The organism is Notoacmeibacter marinus (genome assembly GCF_002238045.1).
In the GTDB taxonomy this organism is placed as follows: Bacteria; Pseudomonadota; Alphaproteobacteria; order Rhizobiales; family Rhizobiaceae; genus Notoacmeibacter; species Notoacmeibacter marinus.
The window spans coordinates 123,012-137,895 of the sequence record NZ_NBYO01000002.1 but is presented as its reverse complement, the minus strand read 5'-3'; the positions used below and the strand labels follow the sequence as shown (position 1 = coordinate 137,895).

13 protein-coding genes and 1 tRNA gene are annotated in these 14,884 nt (G+C 61.3%); 7 read left to right on the top strand and 7 right to left on the bottom strand.

Going from position 1 to position 14,884, the window contains the following annotated elements; all coding sequences use genetic code 11:
• Positions 1–10 precede the first annotated feature (10 nt).
• The 3 genes from gpt to B7H23_RS08780 all read right to left on the bottom strand — a co-directional run bounded on the left by gpt (position 11) and on the right by B7H23_RS08780 (position 2,181).
• Positions 11–514, bottom strand: coding sequence for a xanthine phosphoribosyltransferase (gpt, locus tag B7H23_RS08790; RefSeq protein ID WP_094077075.1), 504 nt, complete (start codon positions 512–514; stop codon positions 11–13).
• Positions 515–618: 104 nt separating this feature from the next.
• Positions 619–1,335 carry a competence/damage-inducible protein A gene (locus tag B7H23_RS08785; protein WP_094077680.1) on the bottom strand — a complete coding sequence of 239 codons (717 nt, stop codon included), beginning with the start codon at positions 1,333–1,335 and terminating at the stop codon, positions 619–621.
• A 228-nt stretch (positions 1,336–1,563) separates the two neighbouring features.
• Complete coding sequence (locus B7H23_RS08780; RefSeq protein ID WP_094077074.1) at positions 1,564–2,181, bottom strand: TetR/AcrR family transcriptional regulator; 618 nt, start codon at positions 2,179–2,181, stop codon at positions 1,564–1,566.
• 86 nt (positions 2,182–2,267) lie between these two features.
• Here B7H23_RS08780 and B7H23_RS08775 point away from each other — a divergent pair, with 86 nt between their 5' ends.
• A complete protein-coding gene (locus B7H23_RS08775; RefSeq protein ID WP_094077679.1) occupies positions 2,268–3,440 on the top strand; it encodes an alkane 1-monooxygenase in 1,173 nt (390 codons plus the stop codon).
• A gap of 75 nt (positions 3,441–3,515) precedes the next feature.
• On the opposite strand, the gene B7H23_RS08770 is transcribed toward B7H23_RS08775, so the two are convergent.
• Positions 3,516–3,600: transfer RNA gene (locus tag B7H23_RS08770), tRNA-Leu, on the bottom strand.
• A gap of 138 nt (positions 3,601–3,738) precedes the next feature.
• On the opposite strand from B7H23_RS08770, the gene B7H23_RS08765 reads away from it, so the two are divergent.
• The gene (locus B7H23_RS08765; protein ID WP_094077073.1) at positions 3,739–4,713 is read left to right on the top strand and encodes a YihY/virulence factor BrkB family protein; all 975 of its coding nucleotides are present in this window, start codon (positions 3,739–3,741) and stop codon (positions 4,711–4,713) included.
• Positions 4,714–4,726: 13 nt separating this feature from the next.
• On the opposite strand, the gene B7H23_RS08760 is transcribed toward B7H23_RS08765, so the two are convergent.
• Together B7H23_RS08760 and B7H23_RS08755 are read right to left on the bottom strand one after the other, a co-directional pair.
• A complete protein-coding gene (locus tag B7H23_RS08760) occupies positions 4,727–6,181 on the bottom strand; it encodes a TrkH family potassium uptake protein (protein WP_240535036.1) in 1,455 nt (484 codons plus the stop codon).
• 166 nt (positions 6,182–6,347) lie between these two features.
• Positions 6,348–7,805, bottom strand: a complete 1,458-nt coding sequence (locus B7H23_RS08755; protein ID WP_240535035.1) for a TrkH family potassium uptake protein — start codon at positions 7,803–7,805, stop codon at positions 6,348–6,350.
• Between the two features lie 122 nt (positions 7,806–7,927).
• Between B7H23_RS08755 and ilvA the strand changes: the two genes are divergently transcribed.
• The 3 genes from ilvA to B7H23_RS08740 all read left to right on the top strand — a co-directional run bounded on the left by ilvA (position 7,928) and on the right by B7H23_RS08740 (position 11,984).
• Complete coding sequence (gene ilvA, locus B7H23_RS08750) at positions 7,928–9,226, top strand: threonine ammonia-lyase IlvA (protein ID WP_094077072.1); 1,299 nt, start codon at positions 7,928–7,930, stop codon at positions 9,224–9,226.
• Positions 9,227–9,299: 73 nt separating this feature from the next.
• A complete protein-coding gene (locus B7H23_RS08745; RefSeq protein WP_094077071.1) occupies positions 9,300–10,481 on the top strand; it encodes an MFS transporter in 1,182 nt (393 codons plus the stop codon).
• A gap of 123 nt (positions 10,482–10,604) precedes the next feature.
• Positions 10,605–11,984, top strand: coding sequence for an MFS transporter (locus B7H23_RS08740; protein ID WP_094077070.1), 1,380 nt, complete (start codon positions 10,605–10,607; stop codon positions 11,982–11,984).
• On the opposite strand, the gene B7H23_RS08735 is transcribed toward B7H23_RS08740, so the two are convergent.
• Complete coding sequence (locus B7H23_RS08735; protein ID WP_094077069.1) at positions 11,981–12,847, bottom strand: SDR family NAD(P)-dependent oxidoreductase; 867 nt, start codon at positions 12,845–12,847, stop codon at positions 11,981–11,983. The two genes, B7H23_RS08740 and B7H23_RS08735, sit on opposite strands and share 4 nt — an antisense overlap.
• 195 nt (positions 12,848–13,042) lie before the next feature.
• Between B7H23_RS08735 and B7H23_RS08730 the strand changes: the two genes are divergently transcribed.
• Positions 13,043–14,074 (top strand): cysteine synthase A, encoded by a 1,032-nt coding sequence (locus B7H23_RS08730; protein ID WP_094077676.1) that lies wholly within the window; start codon positions 13,043–13,045, stop codon positions 14,072–14,074.
• Between the two features lie 7 nt (positions 14,075–14,081).
• Complete coding sequence (locus B7H23_RS08725; protein ID WP_094077068.1) at positions 14,082–14,825, top strand: alanyl-tRNA editing protein; 744 nt, start codon at positions 14,082–14,084, stop codon at positions 14,823–14,825.
• The last annotated feature ends 59 nt before the right edge of the window (positions 14,826–14,884 follow it).

Sequence of the window (14,884 nt, the reverse complement as noted above, 5' to 3'; positions counted from 1 at the left end):
TATCCTGGCTCTAATCGAAGTCCGCGCCCGCGATGGGCTGGGCGTATGTGACGTCCAGATCCCACGGGAAATAGATCCAGGTGTCCTGGCTGACTTCGGTAATGTAGGTATCGACGAGCGGCCGGCCGGCCGGCTTGGCATAAACGGTGGCAAAATGCGCCTGCGGCAGCATTTCGCGCACAAACGACGCAGTGCGGCCCGTATCCGTCAATTCATCGACGATCAGAACATCGCGACCGCCATCGCTGCGAATGGATTCATCAATCTCTTTCAGAAGCCGCAACTGGTTCTGCTCGGTGCCGATCTCGCCGGTATAGGACACCACGCAGACCGTTTCGATCGTCCGGATATTCAATTCGCGCGAGACGATGGCCGCCGGCACGAGGCCCCCGCGCGTGATGCAGACGAGCGCACGGAACGGCTGTTCGCGAGCCGAGAGACGCCACGCCAGAGCACGGGCGTCGCGGTGAAACTGATCCCACGATACGGGAAAGGCTTTGTCTGGAAGTGTCATGAAGGGCAGATCTCCTCACGGGCGCCCACGCAACCTATTTTGCGAAGACAGGAGCGGCAAGTGTTCCAAGGGCGCTAGCGCCGACGGGCGAAAAAGTCACCCCCTCAATCGGTTTCGGCGAGGTTTTCCAGCATCGAAGCCACTGCGATTCGGGCGACGTCCGCGTCTTCGGAGTCGAGACCGCGAATGACGATCTCCGCGCTGTAGCGCGTACCGTCATGGCGTGGATAGGAACCGATGGCCACATTCGGGTGATCTGCGGCCACGCGCGCCAGCGCCTCGCCAAACGTGCCTTCTCCGAAATCGGTTGCGATCGTTCGGATCGTCAGCGGTCGAGAGAGCTTGAGTGTCGGCAGAACGGCGTCCAGCATAGCTTCGAAGATCGACGGGACGCCGGCCATGACATGGACATTCTCGATAACGAAACCCGGTGCGCCGGACACCCGGTTTTCGATGAGCGTTGCGCCTTCCGGCATTCGGGTCATGCGCCGACGGGCCGCGGTGAACGGCAATTGCCGCTCGGCATAGTGCTTTTCCAGAATAGCGACGGCGCGGGGGTCCTCGATCAACGGTCGGTCCAGCGCCTTGGCGATGGCCTCGGCAGTGATGTCGTCATGGGTGGGGCCGATGCCGCCGCTAGTGAAAACATAGGTGTGCCGGTCACGCAGATAATCGACCGCCTCGACGATCCGCGCCGTCTCGTCAGGCACCACACGGATTTCCCGCAGGGCAATACCGACCGGATCGAGCCGTTCGGCAAGGTGGCCGGCATTGCGCTCCTTTGTGCGGCCGGAGAGGATTTCGTCGCCGATGACAAGCATCGCGGCGGTCGACGGAGAAGGCTGTTCTGACATGGCTCGCTGCAATGGATGGTTGGTGGCGTGAAACGGACGTGGAACGATGTTTGCCGTAGCCCGTCCGGAATGCGGAACCAGCATTCCGGCGGGCGAAATGAAGAGGATCACGACGAATTTCGCAAGTTGCTTTTGCCGGGCGAGGTGCGGTGCATTTCGCAAAGAGGACTGTTCCGAACGGGACTTCCGGCGAACTCACCGTGGGGATATGTGGTCGGTCGATCCGGCGCCGATCGGTATCATCGCGTCGATCACGGTTTCGACCACCTGCCGGTCGACCCTTCCGGCCACCGAGACGTATAGCGGGTCCGACATGTTGGCTGTCATGCCGCGAATGAGGGCGGTGATGTGATGGAAGAGGACCTGCGGGTCGTCGCTCTGCCGCCATCCCGCGCGCTGGGCCTCGCCTATTGCGGTCTGCACCAGAGCCGCAAAATCGATGAGCGCGCGTTTCAGGGCTTCGTCGGCCTGTCGACTCACATCGGGATGAAAGATCGCGGTATAAAGCGCGCGATTGTCCAGCGACCAGTCGACAAAGGCCTTGGCCATGGCGTTGAGCCGCGTCACGGGGTCGTCGCCGGCATCGTTCAAGGCGGCGACGGTGGCGTTCGTCGCGCGGTCATATCCCATCATCGCAAGGGTGCGCAGCAGATCGGCCCGGCATTTGAAGTGGCGCGCGGGCGCGGTGGCAGACACTTTCAGATCGCGCGCCATACCTCTCAGGCTAAGCGCTTCGATTCCGCCCGCTTCGATAATCTCGCTGGCGCGCGTCAGCAGCGCTTCACGCAGATTGCCGTGGTGGAACTTCGCCATCAGTCTTAGACCCTCCTAGCCTGTCGTTGACCAGAACGCCGCCGCCCTGTAGTGTCGATGTATGCAGTGCATACATGAGGTTCGAGATGCGGTATACCTACACGCGGCCTAATGGCGAGACAGCGATTTACACCGATCCAAAGCGGTATCTTTTTCCACTCGTGCTTGCGGTGAACTTTTCCGCGCCTTTCTTCGTCATGGCGATGTACTGGGCGTTTGATCGCGATCCCCTCTGGTCGTTGGCGCTGCTGGTCTATTTCTTCGTTCTCATTCCATTGATCGACTTCGTTCTGGGCGAAGACCGAAGCAACCCGCCCGAAGCGGCCGTGCCGGAACTTTCCGACGATCCCTACTATCGAACCCTGCTGCTCTTCAGTGTTCCGATGTTCTACGTGGTGTATGCCGGTGGCATCTGGTTCCTGATGACACAGGGTCTGCCATTTTGGGCGCAGGCTGCGTTTGCGGTGGGTATCGGACTGGTCAACGGCAACGTCAATACAATCGCTCATGAACTCGGTCACAAATCGGGCGCCGTCGATCAGCTTTTCGCCCGACTGGCACTCATTTCCATCGGCAACGGTCATTTTACGTCAGAACACAACCGGAACCATCACAGCCGCGTGTCGACACCTGAGGATTATTCGTCCGCATGGCTTGGCGAAAACCTCTACGCCTTCGCGCTCCGCGATATTCCCGGGGCGGTCAAAGGCGCCTGGAAGCTGGAGAAGGAGAGGCTTGCGCGCCGCGGATACAGTGTCGTTTCGTATCATAACCAGCTGCTGGTGAACTGGGCCGCGTCCATCGCCCTGGCGCTCATCCTGGCACTCTGGCTGGGATGGTCCGCGCTGATCTTCATCGCGCTCTACAAATTCGTTGCCTTCTTCATCCTGACGCTGGCCAACTATATCGAGCATTACGGCCTGCTGCGCCGGATGCAGCCGAACGGGCGCTACGAGCCGTGCGGGCCCCAGCATTCGTGGAACACGAACCATCTGTTCTCCAATCTGGCCACGATCCATCTGCAGCGGCATTCCGATCATCACGTCAACCCGATGCGGCCCTATCAGTCCCTGCGCAATTTCGAGGACGTGCCGGCACTACCGTCGGGATATCCCGGTTGTTTCGGCCTGGCGCTGGTCCCGCCGGTCTGGTTCGCCATCATGGACGCGAAAGCCCTAGCGCGGGCAGACGGCGATCTGACCAAAGCCAATATCGATCCCAGACTGCGCGAAGAACTGCTGGCCAATCCGGCTGTATAAGGCAGCGGTTTCTGCCGAAACGCGGTGAGCCTTTTCCTGGAACCGATGCAAGGCCTGCCGGAACGGTTCGGAGAATGGTGCCCCCTGCCGGACTCGAACCGGCACGACCGAGGTCGAGGGATTTTAAGTCCCTTGCGTCTACCGATTCCGCCAAGGGGGCGCCTAGTTTGCGGCGCGGACGGTATATCGCTCGTTCGCCCTTCGCAACTGCCAGATAATGCTGCCTGAACAGGCCGAAGGTTTGATAGCTGGCAGGCTGTTCGCCTATGATGGACGAATCGTAGGGGGCGGTCCGACAATGAACGAAGTTCTAGAGCATGAACGCGGCCGGGGACGCCGCGCGGAGTCCGTTGCAGACATACCCTGGAAGGGCTGGAAGGATATACTTTTCCGCACTTATGCCTCGATCAGTTCCGACCGCGTTCTGCTGGTCGCCGGCGGTGGCACATTCTACGTTCTGCTGGCGCTCGTGCCCTCGCTGTCCGTCCTGATCAGCACCTATGGCCTCCTGTTCGACCCGGCTTCGCTTGCCGATCATCTGACCATCATGTCGCGTTTCATGCCGGCTGCGGCAATCGACCTCATCCGCGATCAGCTTCAGAGATTGACGACCCAGGACGAGGCCACGCTTTCCTTCGCCTTTCTGCTGTCGCTCGGCCTTGCGGTCTGGAGCGCCAATTCGGGCATGAAGGGCCTCTTCGAGGCGATGAACGTGGCCTATGACGAAACGGAAAAGCGCGGTTTCTTTCGACTGAACGCCGTTTCGCTGCTCTTCACGCTCGGTGCGGTGATCGGCGTCATCTGCATGATCGGCGTCGTCATCGTCACCCCGATCATCCTGGAGTTTCTCTTTCTGGGCAGTTTCGAGCCGCTTATCCGCATCGCGGGATTCGCCTTTCTGGCCGGGATGCTGATCTTCGGCTTGATGCTTCTCTACCGCTACGGACCGAGCCGCAAGAACGCCGGGTGGCGATGGTTGCCTGTCGGTGCGGTCGCGGCGGTCGTGCTCGTCATAATCGTGTCGGCCGCCTTTTCCTTCTATGTTTCGAATTTCGCCGACTACAACGCCACATATGGATCGCTCGGCGCGGTCATCGGCTTCATGACGCTAATCTGGCTGACATTGACCATCGTCATGCTGGGTGCCGAACTGAATGCCGAAATCGAGCACCAGACCGTCATTGACACAACGGTTTCGCCCGAGCAGCCGATGGGCGAACGCGGCGCCTATGTTGCCGATCATCTGGGTGAGTCGACGGCCAGCCGTTCGTGATGCGTCAGACGTGTTAGCGTCGCCAGAAAAGCGGCGTCAGAAGCATCAGTACCGTGGCAATCTCCAACCTTCCGAGAACCATACCGACGATGAGGATGGAAAGGGCGACGTCGCCGAGCGACTGGAAGTTGCCGGAGGGACCGATCAATGCGCCGAGGCCCGGACCGACATTCGATAGTGCGGTCAAGGCGCCCGAAAGGGACGTCATGATGTCGAGGCCCGTCGCGGCAAGGGCTATGGAGAGAACGATCCAGATGCAGACATAGGACGCAATGAACAGCGCGACCCCCTTCTCCATCTCATTGCTGACGACGCGCTCGCCGTAGCGGATGGGCGAGACGATCCGCTGAAACAGCAACTGCTTCAGATTGTTTACGAAGGACTGCCAGAGAATGACGAAACGGTAGGTCTTGATGCCGCCCGCCGTCGAACCAGAGCAGCCGCCGAGCCACATGGCCGCGAAGGCGAGAAGCAGCGCCAACGAACCCCAACCGCTGTAATCCTCGGTGGCATAACCCGTCGTCGTCACGATCGAGACGAAATTGAACGCGCTGTGCGTCACCGCATCGAACGGCTCATACTGGTCGGTGACGATGAGCCAGATGCTGCAGACCCCAATCAGTCCGATCAGGATAAGGAAATAGGTTTGGATCTGGGGGTCGCGAATGGCGTCGGTCTGTCGGCGAAACGCGACGACCGCAAGAATGGTGAAAGGCAGGCCCGCCACTGCCATGAAGATCGTGGCCGTCCATATCAGCCACGGGTCCTCGAAAAAGCCGAACGAGGCGTCATGGGTCGAGAACCCGCCGGTTGCGATGGTGGTAAGCGCATGGTTGACAGCGTCGAATGTGCTCATTCCACCGATCAGGTAGCTGAAGCCACACAGAAAGGTCAGCCCGAAATAGACGCCGAGAAGGGCGACGGAGAACGTCGAAAAACGCGCGAAGGGTCGATCCTCAATGTCCGAGCTTTCAATGCGGAAATAGGAGAAGCCGCCGAGACGCAGATAAGGCAGGACGAAAAGGCCGAGCGCGATGACGCCGATCCCGCCGATCCACTGCAGGAGCGAACGCCAGAGAAGAAGCCCGGGCGGCAGATCGTCAAGGCCGGAGATAACGGTCGAGCCAGTCGTCGTTACTGCAGAAACGCTTTCGAAGAGGGCGTGGACGAAATCGATCGGCAGGGATGAGAAGTAGAGCGGCATCGCGCCGGCGAAGCCGAGTGTCAGCCACAGAATATTGACGACAAGGAAGGCCAGCCGGACCGACGGTCGCGGCGCGGGGCCACGCGTTGCGAGAATGACAGTCAGCGCGAGACCGCCAACGGTGAAGGATGTCATGGCGAAGACCCGCCAGTCGGGATTGCCGACATAAAGGTCGACCGCTCCCGGGAGAAGCATTGTCACGGCCAGATAAAGTGCGAAATGCGCCGCGATATGGAACGCGGTTCGTAGGAGTTCGAGATTCAAAGCGGTGTCCGCTCCCTCTGACCGAGACGATCCTGAACCGGACAGTCCCGCGCCCTCTTTTACCTTGAAGTTTAGTTCGGCGCGGCAAGGCTGAACAGGCGATGATGAGAGTATTCCCCCATTTACCGCCTGCAATCGCCACGGCCGGGCGGGCTTTCATCGTAGGCTAGCGCCGCCAGAAGAGCGGGCTGAACAGCACCAGAACCGTCAAAATCTCCAGCCGGCCGAGCAGCATTCCGAAAATGAGGACAAGAAGCGCGCCGTCGCTCAGCGCTCCGAAATTGCCGGCCGGCCCGATGATCGGACCGAATGCGGGACCGACATTCATCAGCGCTGTCAAAGAGCCGGATAGGGCGGTGACGAGGTCGAGCCCCAATGCGGCAAGAGCGACGGACAGAACGATCCAGAGGACGAGAGAAGTCGAAACAAACAGCAGAACGGCCGCCTGCATATCGGTTGAAACCAAACGGCCACCATAGCGGATCGGCGTGACAATTTTTGGAAACAGCAGACGTTGCAGGCCCGTCCGCAACAATTGCCAGAGAATGAGGAAGCGATAGGGTTTGGTGCCGCCGGAGGTCGAACCGGAGCAGCCGCCCAACCATGTGGCAGCGAAGAACAGCACCACCGCAAACGGCCCCCAGCTTGTATAGTCGTCGCTGGCATAGCCCGTTGTCGTGATGATCGACACGATGTTGAAGAGCGCATGGGTGAGGGCGCGGAAGAACGACCAGTCCTGATAGACGATGAGCCAGATCGTGACGGCGAAGGCCGCTCCGGCAATGAGGCAGAGAAAGAGCGTGATCTGCGGATCGCGGGCCGCTTCGGTCTGGCCGCGGAAGGCGAAGAGGACGAGGACCGTGAAGGGCAGCCCGCCGATGATCATGAAGACGATGGCTGTCCAGAGAAGCATGGGCTGGTCGGCGAAATGGCCGAAACTGGCGTCATGGGTCGAGAACCCCGCCGTCGCCAGCGTCGTCATGGAATGATTGACCGCGTCGAAGACGCTCATGCCGCCCATGACGTAGAAGAGCGCACAGAGTGCCGTCAGCGCAGTATAGATCATCAGGATCGACACCGAAAATGTCGAAAACCGTGCAAAAGGTCGGTCCTCGATGTCCGAACTCTCGATGCGGAAGAAGCTGAAACCACCGATGTTGAGGTAGGGCAGAATAAAAACGCCGAGCGCGATCACGCCGACGCCGCCCATCCATTGCAGGATCGACCGCCAAAGAAGAAGGCCGGGCGGCAGGTCGTCCAATCCGACAAGCACCGTCGAACCGGTGGTCGTCGCGCCGGAGACACCTTCGAAAAGCGCTTCGATGAAGCTTATGTCGAGCGAAGACATGTAAAGCGGCAACGCGCCGACAAGGCTCAGCGTCAGCCACAGCGCATTGACGACGAGAAAAGCAAGGCGCGAACTGGGCGGCGGGGGCGGGGCCTGCGTCGCGAAAATGGTCGCAAGCGCCAGACCCGCCACGCTGAAGGCCGAAATGGCGAAGATCTGCCAGTCAGGATTGCCGACATAAAGGTCCACGGCTGCCGGGATCAGCATCAGCATGGACAGATAAAGGGCGAAATAGGCGGCGATGAACAGCGTGGCGCGGACAATCGAGGTGGTCACGTTGGCTCACTTCTCCCAAGGTGCTTGCGATAGGCCCTTCCTGCTGCCATGACGAGGGCCAGATCGTCCGGGGTCGCAGGAACCCTATAGAAGACAAATACCATTTTATAGCCGGGTCAGGCATGGAGAGGTCCGTTTTGCACCAGCAGTCCGCTTTTCTCGCCACCGATCCGCTGGTCGCCTCCCGACAGGCGCAGGAGGCGTTGCGGGAACTGTTCGATCCGACGCCGCTGCAACAGAATGCCTATCTGTCGGAACGCTATGGCGCGGAGATCTGGCTCAAGCGTGAGGATCTGTCGCCCGTCCGATCCTACAAGCTGCGTGGCGCGTTCAATTTCATGTGCAAATCGGTGCTGCGGCACGCTGGTGGGTTCGTCTGCGCATCGGCCGGCAATCACGCGCAGGGCTTCGCCTATGCGTGCCGGCATTTCGGCCGCAAGGGCACTGTTTTCATGCCGGTCACGACACCTTCTCAGAAGATCGGCAAGACACGCGCCTTCGGCGGAGAGTTCGTCGAGATCGAGCTGATCGGCGACATTTTCGACCAGTGCTACAGCGCTGCCAAGGATTTCGCCGCCCATCACGACGCGCTGATGGTTCCGCCGTTCGACCATGCTGACATTATCGAGGGGCAGGGATCGGTGATGACGGAGGTGCTCGACCAGTTGCCGAAGGGCCGAACGTTCGACCGGCTGGTTCTGCCGGTGGGCGGCGGCGGCCTTACGACGGGGGTTCTTGGCGTCGTGAAAGCGGCGGGGCTCGAGCCGCTCATCACGCTTTGCGAACCGGAGGGCGCGCCCAGCCTCAAGCTCAGCCTGGAAGCCGGCCAACGGCTGAAACTGCCGCGGATCGACGGTTTCGTTGATGGCGCAGCGGTGGCGGAGATCGGCGAACTGCCCTTTGCGGCTTTGCGTCACATCGATCCCACAAGTGTGCTCACCATCCCGGAAAACCGGCTTTGCGGCACCATTATCGAGATGCTGAACATCGAGGGCATCGTGCTGGAGCCGGCGGGCGCGCTGTCGATCGATGCGCTGGGCGATCTGGCCGGTCCTGATGGAAAGGACCTTGTCGGGCAGACTGTGCTTTGCGTGACCTCGGGCGGCAATTTCGATTTCGAACGCCTGCCGGAGGTCAAGGAACGGGCGCTGCGCTTCGAGGGGCTGAAGAAATATTTTATCTTCCGGTTCCCTCAGCGGCCGGGAGCGCTGCGCGACTTTCTGCATCTGCTCGGTCCGAAGGACGACATCGTCCGCTTCGAATATCTGAAAAAGAGCGCCCGTAATTTCGGTTCGGTAGTGATCGGGATCGAAACCGACCAGGCATCGAATTTCCCAGCGCTGATCGAGCGTTTCGACGATGCCGGATGGGAGTGGCAGGACATTACCGACAACGATCTTCTGGCGAACCTTCTGATTTGATTGTCCGGGCGACAGGCTAACCGTTGCGCCTGGGCTGTGGACGGGCCAGTTTGCCGCCGTTTGGAGGAGGCGAATGCTCGATCTTGCCGTGCTGGGCGCAGCCTATGTGCTGTCGCAGTTCTACCGGTCGTTTCTGGCGGTTCTGGTACCGGCGCTCAAAAGCGATCTCGGCGCAACCGACAGCGCGCTTTCGGTAGCGGCGGGCGCGTTCTTCGTGATCTTCGCCCTCTCACAGTTTGGAGTCGGCGTGGCGCTCGATCGGTATGGACCGCGCCGCACGGCATCGTCTCTGCTTTTGCTGGCCGGCGGGGGCGGGGCGATCCTCTTCGCCCTGGCCAGCAAACCTTTCATGATCGTGATTGCGATGGGTCTGCTCGGCCTCGGCTGCGCGCCAGTGCTGATGGCGACGACTGTCCTGTTCGCCCGACGGTTCGACCCGGCCCGCCTTGCGCTTCTGCTCGGTGTCTTCATCGGCGTTGGCTCGGCCGGCAATATCGTCGGAACCACGCCGCTGGCGCTTGCTGCGGAGGCCTATGGCTGGCGGCAGGTGATGGGCGGACTCGCGGCAGTCACCGTCGCAACGGCCATTCTCACTTTCGTTCTGGTACGCGACCCGCCGCGCCTTTCCGGCTCGTCTCCGTCGGACGGTTTTCTCGGTACGCTGCGATTGCTGAGGATCAAGGCGCTCTGGCCGGTGCTCCTCATGGCTGCGGTGGTTTACAGTCCCGCCGCCAATATTCGCGGCCTCTGGGCCGGGCCTTATCTCGCCGAACGTTTCGAGGCCGATGCTGTGCTGATCGGCCACGTCACGCTGGCGATGGCCATCGCCATGGTGATCGGCTCGATCGCCTACGGCCCGCTCGACACACTCTTTCGAACGCGCAAATGGGTAGTGTTCGGCGGCAATCTGGCCGTACTTGCCGCCCTTCTCGCACTGATTGTACTTCCGGGCGTTTCTCTTCTCACCACCTTGGTGCTCTTCGTCACGGTCGGCCTTTTCGGCGCGGCCTATGGTGTCGTGATGGCCCATGGCCGGGCCTTCGTGCCGGTGGAACTGACCGGGCGTGGCGTTACCCTCATCAACTTCTTCTCGATCGGCGGGGCAGGGGTCTTTCAGTGGCTGAGCGGAGGCATCGCGGCGGCAGCGCCAGCCGATATTCGTTATGAGACCGTGTTCGGTTTCTATGCGTTTATTCTGGCTGTCGGTTTGTCGATCTATCTGTTCGCCCGCGATGCAGGTCCGCGCAAAGGATGAAGCGCTGAATCATCTGCTTGCCGAACTGATTCGGTTCGTTGGCGTAACCCGTTGATCGGGAATCGCAAAAGGCGGCAGGTGATGGCGGCTGTTCGGGCCGTGGCGAAGCCCTAATTGCAGCGCATGAGCCAGCCGCTATCCGATCATCGACCGCAGATCAAACGCCTTCCCGCGCGGCTGCTTGCCATTTACGCGCTGCCGGCCCTACCGCTCGCGGCGTTGACGCTGCCGCTCTACATCGTGGTGCCGACCTTCTATACCGACGTCGTCGGCCTGCCGCTCGCCGCGGTAGGCGCGATCCTGTTGGCCGTCCGCCTGATCGACGCTGTGTCCGATCCCATTGTCGGCTGGGCCGCGGATCGCTACCGGCCGGCCTTCGGGCGGCGTCGGACGGCGCTGTCGCTCGCGATCCTGCCAACGGCGATCAGCGCTTACATGCTGTTTGCACCACCGGAAGGGGCGGGGCTCGGCTATCTGTTCGGTTGGGCGACGGCGCTCGCCATCTCCTTCACTCTTGCCTATCTGCCTTACGCGGCATGGGGCGCGGAACTGACGACCGATTATCGCGGCCGAAGTCGGGTTGCCGGGTTTCGCGAAAGCGCCACGCTGATCGGCACGCTTCTGGCCATCGCGCTGCCCTTCGCCATCGATGGAGGGCGCGTTGCCGAAAGCGCGGAAGGCTGGCACGGTCTGGCCGTGCTGGGCACGAGCGTGGGCGCGCTCTTCGTGATCTTCAGTCTGATCATGCTGGTCCGCGTGCCGGAGCCCCGCGAACACAGCCGCCGCTTCAATGTCAGTCTGCGCGAGGGGCTCGCCGCCATGGCGGCCAACAAACCCTTTCTGCGGCTGATCTTCGCCTATCTCCTCAACGGTTTGGCCAATGGCATCCCGGCCACGCTGTTTCTCTTCTTCGTGGGTGCACGGCTTGGAATGCCGGACTGGCAGGGGCCGCTCCTCTTTCTCTATTTCGCCTGCGGGGTGCTGGGCGTGCCACTGGCGCTGGGATTGTCCAAGACCCTTTCCAAGCATCGCGCCTGGTGCTGGGCCATGCTCGCCGCCTGCGTCGTGTTCGTTTTCGTGCCGTTTCTCGATGGGATGACGGGTGGGATCGTCTTTATCGGCATCGTGGTGCTGACTGGCCTCGCGCTCGGCTTCGACCTCTCGCTGCCCTCGTCGATCCAGGCCGACGTCATCGATATCGACACGGCGGCGACCGGGGAGCAGCGCTCCGGCCTCTATTTCTCGGCATGGTCTCTGGCGACGAAGCTGTCGCTCGCCCTCGGCGTTGGCATCGCCTTTCCGCTGTTACAGCTCGCCGGGTTCGATTCCGCAGCCGGCGCTGGTAACGATGCGCAAGCGCTGTTCGTTCTCGCGGCGCTCTATGGCTGGGCACCGATCCTCTTCAAGCTGATCGCCATCGGCCTGATGTGGAATTTTCCGCTCGACGAAGCCTTCCAACAGCAATTGCGGCGGGGCATCGAGAGCGTGGCCGATCCGGCCTAGCTGTCGGCCGTCTCGTTTTCGCCCGGCCGCTCGTCGCGATCCGGCCTGTCAAAGAAGTGCTTGGGGGCAGGCGCTCGCCTGTCCTTCCAGCCCATCATGCGCCGCATGGCCGGAAAATAGACGCCATAGGGGAAGAGGTTGATAAATTTCAGGATCGTGGCGAGCGATTTGGGGAAGGTGACTTCGAAACCGCCATTCTCAAGCCCGTCCACCATCGCCTCGGCGGCCTCGTCGACCTCCATCAGGAACGGCATCTTGAAGTCGTTCTGCTCGGTCAATGGCGTATCGACGAAGCCGGGATTGATGATCTGCGTGCGGATATTAAGCTTGTCGAGATCAAACTTCAGCGCCGCAGCCATATTGTTCAGCGCCGCTTTCGATGCGCCATAGGCCGAGGCCATGGGGAGGCCGCCATAGGCCGAGACCGAACCGACGATGGCGATCTGGCCCTTCCGGCGCTCGCGCATATGAAGGATGGCCGGCACCAAACCATGAAGCACGCCGAAGACATTGACCTGATAGGTCTTCTTCATGTTCTCAAGGCTGGGATCGCTGCCAACCACCGGCCAGTAATTGCCGGCGACGAAAACGGCGAGCGCGATCGGCCCGTGCTCGGCGACCACCCGCCGCATCAGCGCCGCCATCGCCTCCTCGTCCGTCACGTCGCACGGCTCGGGAATGATGCGTCCGCTGAGGGCTTCCGCCTCATCCGCCAGACTCTGCAGTTTGTCGGCGCTCCGGGCGACACTCACGACGGTCCAGCCCTTGCGCGCCAGAACAAGCGCTGCTGCGCGGCCTATGCCGGACGACGCCCCGGTCATGAAGCAGAGGCCGTCTTTGGGTCTGGCGCGATAAAGGGACATCGGTGGTTGGCTCCGGCTTGAAAACATCTTGCACGCACCAGATAGGGCTGGGCGCTATCGCGTGAAGCGGTGGAATGGGAGGGCTGTTTTTGCGCCGATATGGCCGGGCGCGAAACGCCAGCGCTTGAACTCGCCTCGCCGCAGCCATACCCTTTGCACATCCTGCAAAAGAACAGAAAACAGATGGAAATTCCGATGGACCGCACCGTTCTCGACTGCATAGGCGAAACGCCGCTCATCCGCCTGAAGAAGGCGTCGGAGATGACGGGCTGCGAAATTCTCGGCAAGGCGGAATTTCTCAATCCCGGCCAGTCGGTGAAGGACCGGGCGGGCCTGTTCATCATTCGCGATGCTGAAGAGAAGGGCCTGATCCAACCCGGCGGGCTGATCGTCGAGGGTACGGCGGGCAATACGGGCATCGGGTTGACCGTGGTCGCCAAGGCGCTCGGCTATCGCACGGTCATCGTCATTCCCGACACGCAGAGCCAGGAAAAGAAGGACGCGCTGCGTCTTCTCGGCGCTGAACTGCTGGAAGTGCCGGCGGTGCCCTACAAGAACCCGAACAATTACGTAAAGGTCTCCGGCAGGCTGGCCGAGAAGCTGGCGCGTGAAACCAACAAGGGAGCGATCTGGGCCAACCAGTTCGACAATATCGCCAATCGCGATGGCCATATCCGTACCACGGCGCAGGAAATCTGGCGGCAGACCGACGGCAAGGTGGACGGATTCGTCGCCGCGGTCGGCACGGGCGGCACGCTCGCCGGCACGGCGATGGGGCTGAAAGAGCACAATCCGCAGATCAAATCGGCGCTGGCCGATCCCGGCGGCGCGGCGCTCTACAGCTATTACACCGAGGGCGAGTTGAAGAGCGAAGGCACCTCGATCACGGAAGGGATCGGACAGGGGCGCATCACCGCTAATCTGGAGGGCTTCACGCCCGATTTCACCTACAGGATCCCGGATGAGGAAGCGCTGCCGATCGTTTTCGACCTGGTGCAGGAAGAGGGCCTCTGCCTTGGCGGCTCGTCCGGCATCAATATCGCCGGCGCGATTCGTCTGGCCAAGGATCTCGGACCCGGCCACACCATCGTGACCATTCTGTGCGACTACGGCACGCGCTATCAGAGCAAGCTCTTCAATCCCGATTTTCTGCGCAGCAAAGAGCTTCCGGTGCCGGAGTGGATGGAGCGGCAGCCGGAAATTGATATTCCCTTCGAAGAGGTCTGACGTAAGGATGACCGCGCCGACCGACCGCCTGTTTCTGCCCGACGCCTACCTTTCGACCGTGGAGGGCAAGGTGGTCGGGATCGACGGCGAGGGCGGCATCCTTCTGGACCGGACGAATTTCTACGCGACCTCTGGCGGCCAGCCCGGCGATACCGGCTTTCTGGAACGGGCGGACGGCAGCCAGATTTCGATCACCGGTACGGTTTATGGCGACGCGGCGAAGACTATCGTCCGGCATCTGCCGGACGAAGACGCGCCCGTTCCCGTCATCGGCGAGACGCTGGTCCTTCATATCGATTGGGACCGCCGCTACCGACTGATGCGGATGCATACCGCCTGCCACCTTCTGTCGGTCGTCTGCCCCTATCCGATCACGGGGGCGGCGGTCGGCGAAAACGAAAGCCGCGTCGATCTGGATATGTCGGAAGTGCCAGACAAGAAATCAGTGACGCTGGAGCTGATGCAACTTGTCGAGGGCAATCACCCGATCTTCACACGCACGATCACGGAGGACGAACTGGCCGCCAATCCGGGTCTCGTTAAAAGCAAGAATGTCCGTCCGCCCGCCGGAGCGGGAACGATCAGGCTAGTCTGTATCGGCGATGAAGCATCGGTCGACAGCCAGCCCTGCGGCGGCACCCATGTTTCGGAAACCGCCGAGGTCGGCGCGATCCATATCGGCAAGATCGAGAAGAAGGGGCGCGAGAACCGGCGTTTCCGTATCCGGTTCGGCGCCCTAGATCGCGGGTGAGAACGCGCTTCGGTTTCGGATAGGCGCGGGACGCCGCTTCGCTGGCGGCGCAACAGATG

Bases quoted from the DNA above. Each gene is read 5' to 3' on its own strand.
- gpt (WP_094077075.1), bottom strand. From the start codon at position 514: ATGACACTTCCAGACAAAGCCTTTCCCGTATCGTGGGATCAGTTTCAC.
- B7H23_RS08785 (WP_094077680.1), bottom strand. From the start codon at position 1,335: ATGCTTGTCATCGGCGACGAAATCCTCTCCGGCCGCACAAAGGAGCGC.
- B7H23_RS08780 (WP_094077074.1), bottom strand. From the start codon at position 2,181: ATGGCGAAGTTCCACCACGGCAATCTGCGTGAAGCGCTGCTGACGCGC.
- B7H23_RS08775 (WP_094077679.1), top strand. From the start codon at position 2,268: ATGCGGTATACCTACACGCGGCCTAATGGCGAGACAGCGATTTACACC.
- B7H23_RS08765 (WP_094077073.1), top strand. From the start codon at position 3,739: ATGAACGAAGTTCTAGAGCATGAACGCGGCCGGGGACGCCGCGCGGAG.
- ilvA (WP_094077072.1), top strand. From the start codon at position 7,928: ATGGAGAGGTCCGTTTTGCACCAGCAGTCCGCTTTTCTCGCCACCGAT.
- B7H23_RS08745 (WP_094077071.1), top strand. From the start codon at position 9,300: ATGCTCGATCTTGCCGTGCTGGGCGCAGCCTATGTGCTGTCGCAGTTC.
- B7H23_RS08740 (WP_094077070.1), top strand. From the start codon at position 10,605: ATGAGCCAGCCGCTATCCGATCATCGACCGCAGATCAAACGCCTTCCC.
- B7H23_RS08735 (WP_094077069.1), bottom strand. From the start codon at position 12,847: ATGTCCCTTTATCGCGCCAGACCCAAAGACGGCCTCTGCTTCATGACC.
- B7H23_RS08730 (WP_094077676.1), top strand. From the start codon at position 13,043: ATGGACCGCACCGTTCTCGACTGCATAGGCGAAACGCCGCTCATCCGC.
- B7H23_RS08725 (WP_094077068.1), top strand. From the start codon at position 14,082: ATGACCGCGCCGACCGACCGCCTGTTTCTGCCCGACGCCTACCTTTCG.